General features: G+C 60.3%; 13 protein-coding genes. 4 read left to right on the top strand and 9 right to left on the bottom strand.

The genetic code is table 11. The features are described 5' to 3' along the window. Positions 1 to 45: 45 nt before the first annotated feature. Entirely contained in the window at positions 46 to 2,064 is a 2,019-nt protein-coding gene (locus ACFO0G_RS01380) for a DUF6541 family protein (RefSeq protein WP_376976181.1), read from the top strand. Positions 2,065 to 2,140: 76 nt separating this feature from the next. Here ACFO0G_RS01380 and ACFO0G_RS01375 read toward each other — a convergent pair whose 3' ends face one another. Continuing rightward, the gene (locus ACFO0G_RS01375; protein ID WP_376976179.1) at positions 2,141 to 3,358 is read right to left on the bottom strand and encodes a lipopolysaccharide biosynthesis protein; all 1,218 of its coding nucleotides are present in this window, start codon (positions 3,356 to 3,358) and stop codon (positions 2,141 to 2,143) included. Between the two features lie 145 nt (positions 3,359 to 3,503). Here ACFO0G_RS01375 and ACFO0G_RS01370 point away from each other — a divergent pair, with 145 nt between their 5' ends. Next, complete coding sequence (locus ACFO0G_RS01370; protein WP_286397909.1) at positions 3,504 to 4,427, top strand: glycosyltransferase family 2 protein; 924 nt, start codon at positions 3,504 to 3,506, stop codon at positions 4,425 to 4,427. Here ACFO0G_RS01370 and ACFO0G_RS01365 read toward each other — a convergent pair. Genes ACFO0G_RS01365 through ACFO0G_RS01355 form a run of 3 tightly spaced genes read right to left on the bottom strand, consistent with a single transcriptional unit; the run spans position 4,424 to position 7,121 of the window. Continuing rightward, the gene (locus tag ACFO0G_RS01365; protein WP_376976177.1) at positions 4,424 to 5,455 is read right to left on the bottom strand and encodes a glycosyltransferase; all 1,032 of its coding nucleotides are present in this window, start codon (positions 5,453 to 5,455) and stop codon (positions 4,424 to 4,426) included. The two genes, ACFO0G_RS01370 and ACFO0G_RS01365, sit on opposite strands and share 4 nt — an antisense overlap. Further along, on the bottom strand, positions 5,452 to 6,195 hold the full coding sequence (locus ACFO0G_RS01360; protein WP_286397905.1) for a glycosyltransferase: 744 nt from the start codon (positions 6,193 to 6,195) through the stop codon (positions 5,452 to 5,454). The genes ACFO0G_RS01365 and ACFO0G_RS01360 overlap by 4 nt, the downstream gene beginning before the upstream one ends. Then, on the bottom strand, positions 6,192 to 7,121 hold the full coding sequence (locus tag ACFO0G_RS01355; RefSeq protein ID WP_286397903.1) for a glycosyltransferase: 930 nt from the start codon (positions 7,119 to 7,121) through the stop codon (positions 6,192 to 6,194). Before ACFO0G_RS01355 ends, ACFO0G_RS01360 begins: the two co-directional genes overlap by 4 nt. Positions 7,122 to 7,360: 239 nt before the next feature. Between ACFO0G_RS01355 and ACFO0G_RS01350 the strand changes: the two genes are divergently transcribed. Beyond that, positions 7,361 to 8,242 carry a glycosyltransferase family 2 protein gene (locus tag ACFO0G_RS01350; protein WP_286397901.1) on the top strand — a complete coding sequence of 294 codons (882 nt, stop codon included), beginning with the start codon at positions 7,361 to 7,363 and terminating at the stop codon, positions 8,240 to 8,242. Positions 8,243 to 8,314: 72 nt separating this feature from the next. On the opposite strand, the gene ACFO0G_RS01345 is transcribed toward ACFO0G_RS01350, so the two are convergent. From ACFO0G_RS01345 to rfbB, 4 genes are read right to left on the bottom strand one after another with little or no spacing between them, the layout of a single operon-like run. Next, entirely contained in the window at positions 8,315 to 8,725 is a 411-nt protein-coding gene (locus ACFO0G_RS01345; protein ID WP_286397899.1) for a DUF2304 domain-containing protein, read from the bottom strand. Between the two features lie 8 nt (positions 8,726 to 8,733). After that, positions 8,734 to 9,465, bottom strand: a complete 732-nt coding sequence (locus ACFO0G_RS01340) for a glycosyltransferase family 2 protein (protein ID WP_376976174.1) — start codon at positions 9,463 to 9,465, stop codon at positions 8,734 to 8,736. Beyond that, a complete protein-coding gene (locus ACFO0G_RS01335; RefSeq protein WP_376976172.1) occupies positions 9,462 to 10,886 on the bottom strand; it encodes a sugar nucleotide-binding protein in 1,425 nt (474 codons plus the stop codon). The genes ACFO0G_RS01340 and ACFO0G_RS01335 overlap by 4 nt, the downstream gene beginning before the upstream one ends. A 3-nt stretch (positions 10,887 to 10,889) precedes the next feature. Beyond that, entirely contained in the window at positions 10,890 to 11,888 is a 999-nt protein-coding gene (gene rfbB, locus ACFO0G_RS01330; protein WP_376976170.1) for a dTDP-glucose 4,6-dehydratase, read from the bottom strand. Positions 11,889 to 11,943: 55 nt separating this feature from the next. Here rfbB and rfbA point away from each other — a divergent pair, with 55 nt between their 5' ends. Continuing rightward, the gene (rfbA, locus tag ACFO0G_RS01325; RefSeq protein ID WP_142133309.1) at positions 11,944 to 12,810 is read left to right on the top strand and encodes a glucose-1-phosphate thymidylyltransferase RfbA; all 867 of its coding nucleotides are present in this window, start codon (positions 11,944 to 11,946) and stop codon (positions 12,808 to 12,810) included. A 62-nt stretch (positions 12,811 to 12,872) separates the two neighbouring features. Here the strand turns inward: rfbA and ACFO0G_RS01320 are convergent, their stop codons facing one another. Further along, positions 12,873 to 14,933: a lysozyme gene (locus ACFO0G_RS01320; protein ID WP_376976167.1), complete on the bottom strand. Its 2,061-nt coding sequence runs from the start codon at positions 14,931 to 14,933 to the stop codon at positions 12,873 to 12,875. Positions 14,934 to 15,463 lie beyond the last annotated feature (530 nt).

Raw genomic sequence — 15,463 nt, 5'->3', positions numbered from 1 at the left:
GAGGTGCCGCTTCGGCTGGCGTGCCGACAACTTTTCGGAGGATTCTTGTCCTGGTTTGACGCAGTACCGCAGTTTCTCCTCGCAGTGGTTCTGCTGTTCATTCCGGGACTTGCCGTTGGCTTCGCTGCGCGGCTTGGCGCACCCCGGGCGGTCGCGGCAGCTCCGGGCGTAAGCGTCTCGGTCATCGGTGTGGCGGCCATCGCCGCACCCTTCCTCGGAGTCTCGTGGTCGGTGTTGCCGGTGGTGGCGGTAACCATTGGAATGGCAGTAGTAGCCTTTGGCGCTTCCGTTTTGCTTCGAAAGAGAGCCAAACCGGTTGAATTGGCTGGTGAGGACAGGCCGCGCTATTGGATCGTTGCATCTTTAGCGGCAGCGGCCGTGGCAGCATTCCTGATAGGGCGCAGGCTCCTGAACGCCATTGGCTCGCCTGAGTCGTTCTCGCAGACCTTCGATAACGTCTTCCACTTGAACGCGGTACGGTACATTCTCGACACCGGGTCCGGTTCGTCCCTTACCCTCAACGCCATGACAGGTGCGGGGTCGTATCCTGCCGCCTGGCACGACGTCGTGTCCCTGCTCGTGAGTGCCGGCGGTGGGGAAATAACCTCGTCAGTGAACGCCGTCAACATAGTCGTCGCCGCCCTGGTGTGGCCGCTCGGATGTATATATCTCGCGCAGACTATCTGGGGACGCCGTCCCGCGGTCAGCATCACGGCAGGCGTGCTGTCTGCCGCCTTTGGCGCGTTCCCCATCTCCCTGCTGGATTTCGGAGTCCTCTACCCGAATTTCCTGGCGCTGGCCCTGCTGCCCCTGGTATTGGCCCTGGGAGTGGATGCGCTTGGCCTGTCCGCCGTTTCGCACGGGTCCAGGATCATGAGCCTGCTGCTGTTGCTCGCTGTTCTACCCGGTATGGCCCTCGCCCACCCCAGTGCCGCCATGGCCTGGCTTGCTTTGATGTTGCCTCCCGCCTTCTATGTCTATGTCCGCGTTTTCGCTAAAACCCTTAGGTCCCGGAGGGGCAAGGGACGAGTGGCCGCTTCGGCTGCCCTGGTACTGGCTTTCGTTGCCGCCGTCGTACTGATCCGCCTTCTGTGGGACGTCGTGCGTCCCCCGGCGGAGGCTGCTTTCTGGCCACCGGTGGAGACGACGGGCCAGGCCATCGGGGAACTGATTGCCAGTTCGGCGATCGGACGCCCCGTTGCTTGGGCCGTCATGGCGCTGACGCTCCTTGGCATCTATGCGACCATCCGTTCCGGCCGCAAGGTATGGCTGCTGGGAACTTACCTGGTCGCGGCAGCTCTCTTCGTCGTCGTCAGTTCCTTTCCTGCGGATGACTTCCGGCTGTCTCTCACTGGTATCTGGTACAACGATCCGCCCCGCCTGGCCGCACTCCTGCCATTGGTGACAATCCCGCTGGCCTGCAGGGGCGCCGTCGAGGTCTGGTGCTGGTTGTCCTCAGCCCTGGCGCTGGCTGCCGGCTACCTGAACAAAAGGCGGCCTGGCCGAACCTTCGAGGGGGCAACCACGAGGAACAGGCTGCGTCCCGCGGTTCTCTTCACCGCTGCTGGAATCGTCATGATTGTGGCATTGGCAGCGGCCACTCAACGCGGCAACGTCAGCCAGGCGCAAGCTTCGATGGCGGGATCCTATCGGTTGTCGGAGGATTCGCCGCTGGTCTCCACTGATGAGCTGGCGCTCATCAAACGCCTGCCCGGAGAAGTACCCAAGGATGCCCTTATGGTCGGGAATCCCTGGAACGGCAGCTCGCTCGCCTACGCCTTCGCTGACCGGAAGCTCGTCCAGCTGCACATCCTCAGTGCTGTTCCGCAAGGCGCGGCGCCGCTACTCAACGGGCCTGTTCCTTCCAAGGACGATCCCGCCGTGTGCCCCACAGTAGACAGCCTGAAGATCGAGTACATCCTCGACTTCGGGCACCGTGAAGTACACGGCCGGGACAGTGGCTACAAAGGGCTGGACGCCCTCATAGCTGCAGGTTTGGCCACGCTGGAGGACTCACAGGGTGAAGCGAAGCTGTACAGGCTTGACCTGTGCCCTGCTCCCTAATGCTTGCAGTGGAATAAAACTTAGTGGTCTGCGACGTCGTGGGCCCTCGCACATCACATGTGGGCTGCCGGTTACCTTATGTACGAAGATAACGCCGGAGCACGTACACCTGGAAAGCGGCGACCGCCACTTCCGAAATCGCCATACCCCAAATCACCCCGGCCACACCAAAATATGCTGCTCCCAACAGGATCAAGGGGGTACCAAGGACAGCCCCGACCAAAGTGGACCTCGCCAACTCCCTGGCCTTGCCAATGGGTACCAGGCATGCAAGCCCAATGACTTGTGACACGGCAACTGCAGCAAAACTAGTACCAACGGGAATACTCAGGTTATAACCGAAATTGGTCGGTCCAGGGACAAGGAGTTGGGCCGCCCAAGGTCCCGCCGCCGCGAGAACTGAACCCCCGACAATCCCCAGTAGCGGGGCAAATTGTGCTGCCCTCCTGATCCTATGGGCAGTGGAGCCAGCACCCCCCTCGGGGATCCAGCCTTGAACGAATTGCAGAATGGGGGAGAACGCGGTGACCGAGAAGCGGAAGAGACGGTCGGCGATGGCGTAGCTCGCCAATTGCGCGGGAATGATCATATTCACCGCCACCATGGGCAAGTTGACGTAAAAGCTTCCAGTGGCTGCCGTGATGACCCCATGCCGCTGCTGCGCCATTTGCCGGAGAGAGTTCCGCAAAGAAAAGTTGGGCGCCAGTTGGCCGCTACCGTCCCGAAGTATCACGCGGGAACTAATCACAACGGCACAAATGTTGAAGACCAGTTGCGTGATGACCAGTAACGTGAAATCCCCGGTCATCACCAGAACGCCCACGCCTGCCACCGTGCCGAGCAACTGGGGGAGGGCATCAAAGAGGAACAGTCTCATGGGCTTGCCCTCGCCGACAAAGTACCAGGAAGCCCCGACGAATGGCATGAGGTAGGCGGCTGAAGCGATAGAAACAAACACAGCTTCCCGGGGCCGCAGCACTGCCAAGACGATCATCATGACAGGAGCAGCCACGAGCAGCAGGTACGTGCGGGTGATTAGGGAGTCCAAAAAAAGCTGCGGCCGGTCCCTGCGGTCATGGGAGGCTACAAGACCCGGACCTATTGTTCCCCAGCCGAAAGCAACGACTACACCAAACAGGGTTGCGAGCGATTGCACGAGAACCTGCACCGCCCACGCATCGGCACCCACCACTCTCGTGATGATTGGAATCGCGAGAAGTCCAACGACAGTTCCTGCTCCAACGGTGAGAGCGAAGGTACCCATGCGAAACAGGGCGGCCATGATTGCCTTCATGACGCTTAGACCAACCTTTCGATCCCAGGCGCGGGTTAAGCGCCAAAGTCTCCAGCTTAGAGCAGCGATGGCACTGCCGCTCCGCAAGCCCACGCCGGTCCACTAAGCTGTATTGGTAACTCGCACCGCAAAGTCAGGATGGTCCATGTCCGTAGCAGCCGTAGTTGTGTCCTTCAATAGACTGGATTATCTGAAGAAGTGCCTCACGGCATTGGAGGAGCAAACTCGGCCACTGGATGAGATCATCGTGGTCGAAAATGGCTCCACTGACGGCAGTGCCGATTACGTACGGCAAAACCATCCAGGCATCACACTCTTTGAAACCGGGGCGAATCTGGGTGGGGCCGGCGGATTCGCTTGGGGTCTTGAGCTTGCCTTGAAGCATGGGCACAGTCTCGCCTGGTTGATGGACGACGACGCCGAGCCCAGAAGGGATGCATTGGGGCCCCTCGTTGCTGCGATGGAGAGCGAACCGCGGCCGGGATTTGCCGCGCCGCTTGTTGAAGACGAGACCGGAGCGGTTGTCCAAGGGAACCTCCCAGCAGTGTCGACGGACGCCAATGCGCAGCTTGTCGCCCGGAAGCTGGGGGGCATTGCGCTGACGCACACCACGTTTGTAGGGGCCCTTGTCGATCTCAAGCTTTCGGCGGCCATGCCCCTTCCCTATGCAGACTTCTTCATTTGGTTTGACGACGTTGAGTACACCAAGCGCTTGGCCCGTACCTCCTTCGGCATCCACGTAGTCGAGGCGCGCATGAAGCACCCCAATAATGCCGGAAAAAAGGACATGGGCGGACGCCTTTACTACTACCTGCGAAACCAGTTGTGGATCACCCGCCTCAGCCCTCGGCCGTGGTCGCTTACTCAGCGTCCGCTCTTCAGGCTTGCGGAGTTGTCAGTACTGGCGCTCCATCAGTTCAAGATCGCTGGAAACAAGCGGCTCTGGGTCTCGAGCACCGCACGGGGCCTCGCCCACGGGATGTTCCGCACGCCCGCTGCGCTTCAGCCAGGCGACCTTTTCGCCACCCTGCCGCCCGAGAAGCGGAAGCAGTTTGGTTCCCGGCCCTAGCGGCACCAAGGTCTGAAAACGGCGCCGAGCAGGATCTCCAGGACCCTCATCATGGGTACGTTCCGGCGCCGCCAACCGCCGGCCAGAAGCTGCACAAGCCGTACGGTGCGGGGCTTGGCATATACATCCAAGGCTTCCGTCAGATCGGCCGGGAAGGGTTGCCCCGCTGGCTGACCACGCTGCAGGAGCGTACGTGCCATCAGCGTCCGCCAGCCCAGCCCCGTCTTGTAAATGATCCTGCAGATACTCCGTGGTGAGGCATTGCCTTCGTAGCGGCGGACGAACCGGAAGGTGTTCCGGATCGAGCCGACAAGGCTCTGGCTCGATTCCCCAACTACGTTGCCGCCATGTTGGACGTAATCCTGCAGCACCAAGTCTTCGATCCTGACGCCCTTTCCGGCCATGGCGCAAAGTGCGATCCAGTGGTCGTGGTACTGGGAGGGAGCGGCCAGAGATGGAAAAGGCAGCGCCAAGTCGAGGACCTCACGGCGGAAGGCACACAGCGAGCCTGTGACTTGATTATTGGCGAAGAGGTCGGCTGCGCCAACATTCTTCCGGTCGGTCAACTCGCCTTTGGCCGGATCGGGATCTGTCATTGAAATTTCCGCTGACACTACCCGCGCCTGGCAGGTCACAAGCGCGGAATCATCCAGATACGGCAGTAGCTTGGTCAGCTTCTGGGGATACCAGTAGTCATCCTGGTCGCTGAGGGCAACCCAGCGGGCCTCCGCCGGCACTTCCTTCAGCGCCCGCTCAAAGTTGTGATGGAACCCGAGCCTGTTGTCGTATCCGAGTACGCGGAAACGGTCATCGTCGCCGCACGTGCGCTTCACGATGCCCTGAACCCGTTCGACGTTGCCGTCAACTGAGATAAGGCATACGAACTCCTTATGCGTCTGTGCCTGGATGGACAAAAGCTGGCGCGCGAACATCGCTTCATCAGGCTCATAGGCCGCCAGAGCCACCGCTCCGTATGATCCGGCGAAGGTCTGGGCAGCTAAGGACGGACTGGAAGGCGTACCGGTCATCGGGTCTGGAGCTTTCGACTTAGGGCAACGAAGAAGGCACGGAGCAGCATGACCCTTGCCCGGATGATAACGGAGACGGGCCGTCGCGATTTGGGTGTGGTGTTTTGCTCGTGCAAACGGCGTGCCACGGTGGCAGATTCCACGTGTGCCATTTCCCGGTTCAGGTTCGCCACGATTGCTATCCACTGGTCATGCGTTTCAGTCAGAAACGACGGGAAAGGAAGAATGAGCCGTTTCGCGTCGGCGCGGAAAGCCATGGTGCAGCCGTAGTAGGGCCGGATGCCGATCCACGTAGTGACCAGGTTGGCTAGCCACCGCCTGCTGTCGGCCTCCTTCAATTGCACTTTCTGCAATTTGTTGGCAGGGCCGCCGAACACGGTGAAATTGCTTGCCGCGAATGCCTTGGTTTGCAGGGCCTTCAGCAGTTTGTCCAGCCGCCCGGGTATCCAGACGTCGTCCTGGTCAGAGAGCATAATGTAGGCCCCTCTGCTCGCCGCGATAGCCTTCTCGAAGCTGGCAACGTAGCCCTGATTTTCCCCGCTCGGAAGGAGGATTATGCGCGGATCCTTGATCCTGCGGACGACGTCGGTCGTTGCATCCTTGGAGGCATCGTCAACGACGACGAGTTCATCATCCGGCGAAAGTTGGTCGAGGATGGACGCTATTTGCTCCGCAACGTAATCCTGGCCGTTGTAGGTGGCCATGCAGACAGATACCCGGACAGTTTCTTTTGCGCTCATGAACTGATCCGTTCCTGCAGCGAAGGATCGATTTTCCCAAGCCGTCCGGTCCAGCCATCCCAGCACCCCCGGGCGAGCGCGCGCAGTTGGCCTTTGCGGTTTGCGCCGTACAGCAGCCTGAAGATGTCACTTTCCATCTGGAAGCGGAGCCGCCGCACCAGCCAGCCCGGAAAGCGCGCCCCGTATTGGCGCCACAGGTAAATGCTGTTCCGGGTTATGTAGTAGACCCGGAACGGCGCATGCGAGTGGACGTGCCGTTTGATGCCCAAAACCGTTACGTGCCACCCGAACAACATCATCGGCTGTGCGTGCCCCAGTGAGTGGGTCATATTGCAGCCTTTTCCGATCAAAGTCGCAAGGCCATGCGACCGTACGCGCAGGTTGAATTCCGAGTCCACGCAGTCTATGAAGAGCCGCTCGTCCATCATCCCAACGGACTTGAGGGTGGAGACGGGTATCAGGGCGCCGGACTGCAAGGGATCGAACGCCTCGGGAAACTCTGCCCGTCGGGTGAGCAGGGGAACGTTGAGTCCATTGTGCGACTGGGCGCTGACGAGCCCCGGCTCGATTCCCTTGGCCTTGGCTTCTGCAAAGGTCTCCAGCGCCGCAGCTACGTAGCCGGGATCCAGCGCCGAGTCCTGGTCCAGGGTCAACACAAAGTCGGGGGACCAGTTTTTGAGCGCCAAATCGATGCCGGCGTTGAGGGCGGCGGCAATGCCTACATTTCCGGGCATCCGGATTACTGAGCAGCCCATCCCTTCGAGCTCCTGCAATACGGGGCTGGAGCGGTTTATGTCGGAACCATCGTCCACCACCACGGTCTGCGCCACTTGCTTGTTGAGCTCCAGGACCCTCTCGGGCAAGTCCTCAGGGGGGTGGAATGCTGAAATAATGGCCACCACTCGGGCGTCACTCTGGCGCGTCACGTCTCACTGTTCCTTTTCGCTTATCCGGATTGACCGACCCGCATGCGAGGGGACTGTCAGGCAGCACGGCCCAGTCTATCGTTGGCTCGTAGAGCCCTTCCATTCGTCCCCGCTGACCGTGGTCTGTCTCGACACCCGACGAGGGTGGCCAGCGGTGACGGGGTAGCATTATCGGGGTGCTCATTACCGGGCAGACAGATCCCACCTGTGTTGATTCAAGAAAAGGACCTACCTGGCACATGGCCATTGACGTATTGCTTCCCTACTACGGGGATGTCGACCTGATGAAACTCGCTGCCCAGAGTGTCATGAGCCAGCAGTTCGAAGACTGGCGCCTCATTGTGGTGGATGACGGGTTTCCAAGCCCGGAACCCCAGCGTTGGTTCGAATCCATCTCCGATCCCCGGGTGACGTACCAGAAGAACGAAACGAACCTTGGTGCCAACGGTAATTACCGCAAAGCGCTGGAATTGGCCGATGCGCCGATCGTGGTCGTTATGGGTGCTGACGACATCATGCTGCCCAACTACTTGTCCGTCGTTTCCAACGCCTTCGAGGCCTTCCCGCAGGCCAGCGTGGTCCAGCCCGGCGTGCAGGTGATTGACGAGAAGGGCCGCGCCTGCTCACCCCTTGTCGACATCGTGAAAAAGGTCTACGCGCCGAGCACGAAGGAACCGGTTCTCCTTCAGGGCGAAAAGATGGCCACCAGCCTCGTGCGCGCCGATTGGGCTTATTTCCCGTCTCTCGCCTGGCGAACCGACGTGATCCGGCGCATCGGCTTCACTGAAGGATTGCACGTCGTGCAGGACCTCGCCCTCCTGCTCGATATCGCCGCTGAAAACGGATCAATGGTAGTTGACCCCACCTTGGCATTCCTCTACCGGCGCCACTCGGCGTCAGATTCATCAGTCAAGGCCTTGGACGGGCGGCGCTTTGATGAGGAGCGGGCGTTCTTTGAGGGGCAGGCGCGGCGGTTCCGCGAGCTCGGCTGGCAGCGGACGGCCCGGGCTGCGGCCTTCCATACGACGTCACGCCTGAACGCTGCCACCCTGGTGGCCCGTTCGCTGGCCGTTGGAAAAACGGACTCGCTGCCCCGGCTGCTGAAGCACGTTGTTTCCTAGCAGGGCTTAAACAGTAAGGTGGCTCCCGGCCCAAGGCCGGGAGCCACCTTACTTTTTAACCGGTGGGCTATTTCAGGCAGTGGTTTCAGGCGGTTTCCCGACTCCGCGAACGTCACCGCCCGGTGCAGATTGGTTCCCGGCCCTGCCGGTCTCCAGTTCCTGCATCTTGAGGCGAAGAATTCCCACTTCCTCAGCCAGGACCCGGATTTCATCCTCTGCTTGGGACTGTTCGAAGGAAAGGTGCAGGCAGACCAGAACGAGCAGCAGCAGCGCCATCGCGAAAAGCAGATTGGAAGGTACCTGCACGCCAAGCAGTCCACTGGCCCAGAACAGAAGCTGTGGGAAGGCAACCAGGATGAGAACGCCGATGCCTATGATGATCCAAAGGACAGCGTACTTTTCCCGCAGGTGCCGGCGGCGGAGCATCTCGAAAATGATGAGCAGGATGACCAGCACAAAGATAAAGCCAACGAGGGTGGCCATGGAAACTCCTAGTTGGATGACGGTTCGTTCTTCTTGCGCGTCAAAGCGAAGAGGAGGGCAAAAGCTGACCGGCCCAGGTAGATGGCAGCTTTGACGGGGTCGTGGCTCGGCGTTCCGCCCTGCCGTTCCCGCATGGAGACACCAACCTGGCGTACCGTGCATCCGGACCGGATCGCAACCACCAGGGAATCGATGGTGTCGCCAAGGTACTCCGCCGGGTAGTGGTCAACGTATTGCCTGATGGCTTTCGCGTTGGCAGCGCGGAAACCCGAGGTGACGTCGGTCAGCTTGGTCCCGGCGATCTTCGATATGGTCCAGGCAAGGACGTTCATGGCCCACTTGCGCGGACCGCGGACCGTGTAGTTTCCTTTGTCCGCAAAGCGGGCACCAATAGCGATGTCTGCTTCCCGAAGGCCGTCAAGGACTGCCTTGATGTCGCGGGGATCGTGCTGGCCGTCCGAGTCGACTTGGATGACCTGATCATATCCGTGCATCTTCGCGTACTTGAACCCGGTACGCATGGCACCGCCCACGCCCATGTTGAAGGGAAGCTGCACTACCAGCGCACCTGCTTCACGGGCCACCTGTGCGGTGTTGTCCCGGGAACCGTCGTCCACCACCAGAACATCGCAGGCGGGCCCGAATTCAAAGACTTCCCGGACCGTGTTGCCGATGGCCTCGGATTCGTTCCAGGCCGGCATGATGACCAGAGTGCGCAGGGCTTGCTCCGCAGGTGTCATGCCTTATCGGTTTCCAACTTGAGATACGTTGCCAGCCGCTGATCGGCGTCAACAACTTCGAAACCGGTTGACCGTGCCTTTTCAAGGTTAAGTGCACTGAAAAGGGGGCGGGGGGCTGCCGCTTTGTCCTTGAAGTACTCGGCTGTCGTGATGCCCGTGACGTCACCCCGGGCTGCTCCGGATTGCTCGTAAACGTCTCCGGCGATATCCGCCCAGCTTTTGACCGGGCCGTCATTGCTGAAGTTGTATGTTCCGTAGGCGGCGTCCCCACTCAGCAGGTGTCGAATGAAGGCTGCGATGTCTTCGGTGAAACTCAGCCGGCCCTTTTGGTCATTGACGACCGAGGGTTTGACCCCTTTGCGCGCGAGGCTGGCCATCGTGCGCACAAAGTTGTTGCCTTCCCCAATGACCCAGCTCGTCCTGACGATGTAGTGGCGCGGAACGACGCTCACCACCGCGTCCCCTGCCGCCTTGGTCTGCCCATAGACGCCCAGGGGCGTGAAGGGCTCGTCTTCGTCGTGGTTGTCCAAAGCTCCGTCGAAGACATAGTCCGAAGAGACATGCACCAGAGCGAGGTTATGCTCGACGGCGGTGCGCGCCAGGTGCGCCACGGCGGCAACGTTGATGGACCAGGAGGCGCTCCGGCCTTCTGCCGTTTCTGCAGCGTCGACGGCAGTGTAGGCGGCAGCGTTGATGATGGTGGAGTAGTTCTTCCAGTTCCTGCCCGTGAAACTGGCCTCACTGGTGAGGTCAAACTCTGCCCGGCTTGCGAACTCAACTGTTGTGTCGCCGTCGTACGTCCTGCGCAGTGCTTTGCCCAGCTGCCCGTCCGCGCCCACCACAAGGATCTTCCTCGCGGGCATCGGTGCGACATCAGCCATCCGCGGATGCGCCTTGTCCTTGTCCGAGAGCTCGGCTTGGGCAAGTGGAATGGGCCACTGGATTGCCGCTGTTTCATCCGCCAGGTTGAGGAAGGTGTACTGACCCTGTGCGTCCGCGGACCAGTGGTCATTCACCAGGTAGGTGTATGCCGTGTTGTCCTCAAGTGTTTGGAAGGCGTTGCCGACTCCCCGCGGAATGAAGATGGCCTGGCTTGGATCAAGCTCCGCGGTGAAGACAGCCCCGAAAGAGGGCCCCTCACGCAGATCGACCCATGCCCCGAAGATACGGCCGGTGGCAACCGAGATGAACTTGTCCCAAGGCTCGGCGTGGATCCCGCGGGTGGTGCCGGCCTTTTCGTTGTAGGAAATGTTGTTCTGGACCGGGCGGAAGTCGGGCAGCCCGAGGGCGACCATCTTTTCCCGCTGCCAGTTCTCCTTGAACCAGCCCCGGTTGTCGCCGTGGACCGGAAGGTCATAGAGGACGACGCCGGGAATGGGGGTTTGGTGGGCGGCAAGCTTTTTTGAGAACTCCAGGGACATTTGTTACTGGCCCTGTTCCTTGTACTTGGCCTCGGTGGCAGCTTTTTGTGGACGCCACCAGTCCTCGTTTTCCCGGTACCACGCGATGGTGTTTTCGATCCCCTCATCGAAATTGGAGAACCTGGGCTCCCACCCGAGCTCGTTGCGAAGCTTGGTGGAGTCAATGGCATACCGCAGGTCGTGGCCGGGGCGGTCGATCACGTGGTCGTACGCGTCAGGGGACTGGCCCATGTGCATGAGGATCAGTTCAACAACTTCTTTGTTGTTCTTTTCTCCGTCGGCCCCGATCAGGTACGTTTCGCCGATGGTTCCCTTGGCGATGATGGCCAGCACAGCTGAGGAATGATCATTGGCATGGATCCAGTCCCTGACATTCTCGCCCTTGCCGTAGAGCTTGGGGCGGATCCCATCGATCACGTTGGTGATCTGCCGGGGAATGAACTTTTCCACGTGCTGGTACGGACCGTAGTTGTTGGAGCAGTTGCTGATGGTGGCCTGCAGGCCGAAGGACCGCACCCACGCCCGCACCAGGAGATCAGATCCGGCTTTGGTGGAGGAGTACGGACTGGACGGGTTGTAGGGAGTCTGCTCCGTGAAGCGCTCCGGGTCATCCAGTTCCAGGTCTCCGTAGACCTCGTCAGTCGAAATGTGGTGGAAGCGCTTGTTGTGCTTGCGCGCTGCTTCGATCAGCGTGTAGGTGCCGATGATGTTGGTGTCCAGGAACGGGCGGGGGTCGTGGAGGGAGTTGTCGTTGTGGGACTCAGCAGCATAATGAACGACTACGTCGGCGTCGGCCACCAGGCCATCGACAGTCCCGGCGTCCGCAATGTCGCCCTGAACGAAGTTGAAGCGTTCCTGCGGAAGGCCCTGCAACGACTCAAGATTGCCCGCGTAGGTCAGCTTGTCCAGAACAGTGACATGGTCTTCGGTGTTTTCGAGAACGTAGTGGACAAAGTTTGAGCCGATAAAGCCGGCTCCGCCGGTCACTAGAAGTCGCTGCATAATTCCCTAGACTACCGGATTTGCTGCTGCCCTAAGCGAAGGGAAAGATGGGTGCATGCGCGGAATAATACTTGCCGGCGGAACCGGCTCCAGGCTTCATCCCATCACGCTGGGTGTCAGCAAGCAGTTGGTACCGGTCTACGACAAGCCAATGATCTACTACCCGCTGTCAACGCTGATCCTTGCAGGTATCCGGGACATCCTCATCATCACGACGCCCCACGACGCGGAGCAGTTTGAACGCTTGCTGGGGGACGGCTCCCGGTTTGGCGTTTCGATCACCTACAAGCAGCAGCCTTCGCCCGATGGATTGGCCCAGGCCTTTGTCCTCGGCGCTGACCATATCGGCGATGACAGTGTTGCACTGGTGCTGGGCGACAACATCTTCTACGGCCAGGGCATGGGGACCCAGCTACGCCGCTTCAAGACCATCGACGGCGGGGCTGTCTTTGGTTACTGGGTCAAAGATCCCTCCGCCTACGGTGTGGTGGAATTCGACGACAACGGCAAAGCCCTCTCGCTCGAGGAGAAGCCGGCGGCGCCGAAGAGCCATTACGCGGTGCCGGGGCTCTACTTCTATGACAACAATGTGGTTGATATCGCCAAGAACCTGAAGCCCTCCGCCCGGGGAGAACTGGAAATCACCGACGTAAACCGCATCTATCTGGAAGCCGGAAAGCTGCAGGTCGAAATTTTGCCGCGCGGAACCGCTTGGCTCGATACGGGCACCTTCAATGACCTCAACGATGCTTCAAACTTCATTCGCACTGTTGAGAACCGGCAGGGCCTGAAAATCGGTGCCCCTGAGGAGATTTCGTGGCGGCTCGGGTTCCTGACCGACGACGAACTCCGCGAACGGGCTGAGCCCCTGGTGAAGAGCGGATACGGGGCGTACCTGTTGGAGCTTCTGGCGGAGAAGTAGTCCTGGGGTTTGGACACGAATAAGGGGGGTGAAGCCGCGGCTTCACCCCCCTTATTCGTGTCCTAGTAAGTCAACGTACGGCATCCCAGCTGGGAGTTGTACGCAGCAAATATTGAGACCGCCACCCCATAAGTGCAGACGCGGTATTGGCCGCGGGCGGTGATGGGGACCGATGTCGAATACCCGTGGTCGCCGACTGTCTGCAGGGCGCTGTTGACATCCGGCCGCTTCAAATTCGCGGTGAACGCGTAGCCTTTAGTGCTCCCGTCAGGATAGGTGATGTAGGCGTGCACCGGATTGGAAATACCGGGCAAGGCAGGATCAAGCGTCCAGCCTTGCGTTACGACGGCAGCCTGTCCATTGGACACCTGGATGCCGGCGCTGTCGAGGAATCCCATGGTGGGCGGCGTGGAACTGACCGTAAAGTTCTTGCAACCGAGCAAGGTGGGCCCGTTGGAGACAGGTGCTACGCCCACTGCCTGGGCACAGACCGAATAGGTCCCGGTGGCGGTGATGGGGAGCCCGGCTTGGAAACCATGATCACCCACAGTCCCTAACGCGGAGTTCACGTCCGGCCTCTTGAGGTTTGCCGTGACGTTCAAGGGCGCAGGACTCGTTACGGTTGTTCCATCCTTGGCGGAAATGTACACGTTGACAGGAATGCTCGTGGCGGGCTGGGTGGGATCCAGAGCCCACCCTGTGACCTGAAGGGCTGCAGAATTGGCCGCCTGGGTTATGGACAGGGTGTCGTAACTTCCGATGGGCGATGGATTCGCGTCGATGCTTACAGTCCTGCACCCAAGGGGAGTGTTTGCATTCTGGCCTATCGCATATGTGCAGACCTTGTAAGACCCTGGAGCTGTTACGGGTACCTGATAGTCGAAGCCGTGGTTCGAACCCAGGCCCGTCGCTGATTGCACGTCCGGCCGGGAGGTGTTCGCCGTCATTCGGTAACCGGTAGTTGTTCCATTCGGTGCCGTCACGTAGGCGTCTGCGTACGACGACGCGGATGGATTGGCCTGGTCGACTGCCCACCCTTTGAGTTGCAGTGTGACTTTGTCAGCCGCAACGACCTTTGTGAGGCTGTCAAAGCTGCCTACAGGCACCCCGATCCCTGTAGCGGTGACGCTCTTGCAGCCAAGGGGCGTATTGCCAAAGGTGCCAATCGAATAAGCGCATGCAGTGTATGTGCCTGATTGGGTAATAGGGACAGATCCGTCGAAACCGTGGTTGGGTCCATAGCCCAGGGCTTGGTCGACATCGGGTCTGTAGGCATTGGCCGTCCATGCATACCCGGTGGTGGTGCCACCCGGCGACGTGACGTACACGTGTGTCTGGTTCGAGGCGGCGGTGTTGGCAAGATCAGCCGACCAGCCACGCGCACGCAGCGAAAACTGGGTTCCGCTGCCTGTTATAGACAGGGAATCAAAGCTTCCCGTGGGAAGCGCTGACCCTGCCAACCGCTGCAGTGACGGGTAGTCACCGTTCCAGACGTTCGAGTCGCCCGCGAACGGTCCAGTGCTGCTGTACTGCCAAATGCTATAGGTGCTCCAACTGCCTGTCGGAATCGGCCCGGCATCGTTGGTAGGCGCACCGGGGTAAGCCGCCACCCACAGTGGATAGTCGCCGAAGCCCGACGGGTTGCCGAGGCACTGGTTCCACCAGCTTGTGTTTGTGTAGATTGCCGGAAGCCGGCCGGTCAAGGACTTCATGGTGTTCCCAAAGTCCTGGACCCAGGAGGTCAGCTGCCCGGGCGTCATGTTGTAGCAGGTATTTCCGAAGTAGAAACCGTTGATGGTCCGGCCCTCGTAGGGATTGAACTCGAAGTCCAGGACGGGCGGCATGGTGTAACCGTCGGCTGACCAGCCACCGCCATTCGCTACGAAATACCGGGCCTGGTCGGCTCCCGACGACCAGTTCGGGATCGCGAAGTGGTACGCGCCGCGAATCATTCCGACATTCCGTGAGCCCTGGTACTGCGCGCTGAATTGGTCGTTTGTCATGTAATTGCCCTCGCTGGCCTTTACATATGCAAATCTCGCACCCATGTTCCACTGCTGCTGCCAGTCGACGTTGGGCTGGTAGCCACTGACGTCGAGTCCCTGGACCCCGAACGTGGGCATCCAGGTACCTTCGGTAGAGAGGGACTCCATGCTCGGGCTTTTTGTGGCGGGAGTAGTGGAGGAGGCTGTCACCCTGGCGGAACGTTGGCCCATTTCAGCGCCGCGCCCGACTGCTTCGGCCATCGTTTGCGTTGCCGACGCGGACGGAGTCGGGGCGGACGGAGCTGACTGGGTGGGCGCGGGAACCGGGACAGCGGTTCCAGCGGCAACGGAAGGACTGGGGCTGGGGGTCGCGGCGGTTGCATTACCCGGCACGGCACTTTGAGATGATGACGGCGAGGGAGAGGGCGTGGACTCTACTGCGGCCGCAAACCCTGTAAGACCTGGACTCGTCAGCAGGGATGTGGCGAGTACGACGATCCCGATGGATTTCAGGGCTTGGTGACGGGACTGAGACAGGTTCCGCTTCATATGTGCTCCGGAGACAAACAAGCGCTCCGCTGAGCGCTCATTCTTGATTGCTGCTCAGGTGCTTCCCCCCAGGGAAGACACGTGGGACAGGTGGTGCCGATTATTAACGCGCTCACCAT

It is taken from the genome of Arthrobacter sedimenti, from assembly GCF_042652025.1.
Lineage (GTDB): Bacteria > Actinomycetota > Actinomycetes > Actinomycetales > Micrococcaceae > Arthrobacter > Arthrobacter sedimenti.
This window is presented reverse-complemented; position numbering and strand designations above follow the sequence as displayed.

What these genes read in the sequence shown, in the direction of transcription:
- ACFO0G_RS01375 (WP_376976179.1), bottom strand. Translation starts at nt 3,358, where the DNA reads ATGAAGGCAATCATGGCCGCCCTGTTTCGCATGGGTACCTTCGCTCTC.
- ACFO0G_RS01370 (WP_286397909.1), top strand. Translation starts at nt 3,504, where the DNA reads ATGTCCGTAGCAGCCGTAGTTGTGTCCTTCAATAGACTGGATTATCTG.
- ACFO0G_RS01365 (WP_376976177.1), bottom strand. Translation starts at nt 5,455, where the DNA reads ATGACCGGTACGCCTTCCAGTCCGTCCTTAGCTGCCCAGACCTTCGCC.
- ACFO0G_RS01360 (WP_286397905.1), bottom strand. Translation starts at nt 6,195, where the DNA reads ATGAGCGCAAAAGAAACTGTCCGGGTATCTGTCTGCATGGCCACCTAC.
- ACFO0G_RS01350 (WP_286397901.1), top strand. Translation starts at nt 7,361, where the DNA reads ATGGCCATTGACGTATTGCTTCCCTACTACGGGGATGTCGACCTGATG.
- ACFO0G_RS01345 (WP_286397899.1), bottom strand. Translation starts at nt 8,725, where the DNA reads ATGGCCACCCTCGTTGGCTTTATCTTTGTGCTGGTCATCCTGCTCATC.
- ACFO0G_RS01340 (WP_376976174.1), bottom strand. Translation starts at nt 9,465, where the DNA reads ATGACACCTGCGGAGCAAGCCCTGCGCACTCTGGTCATCATGCCGGCC.
- ACFO0G_RS01335 (WP_376976172.1), bottom strand. Translation starts at nt 10,886, where the DNA reads ATGTCCCTGGAGTTCTCAAAAAAGCTTGCCGCCCACCAAACCCCCATT.
- rfbB (WP_376976170.1), bottom strand. Translation starts at nt 11,888, where the DNA reads ATGCAGCGACTTCTAGTGACCGGCGGAGCCGGCTTTATCGGCTCAAAC.
- rfbA (WP_142133309.1), top strand. Translation starts at nt 11,944, where the DNA reads ATGCGCGGAATAATACTTGCCGGCGGAACCGGCTCCAGGCTTCATCCC.
- ACFO0G_RS01320 (WP_376976167.1), bottom strand. Translation starts at nt 14,933, where the DNA reads ATGCCCACGTTCGGGGTCCAGGGACTCGACGTCAGTGGCTACCAGCCC.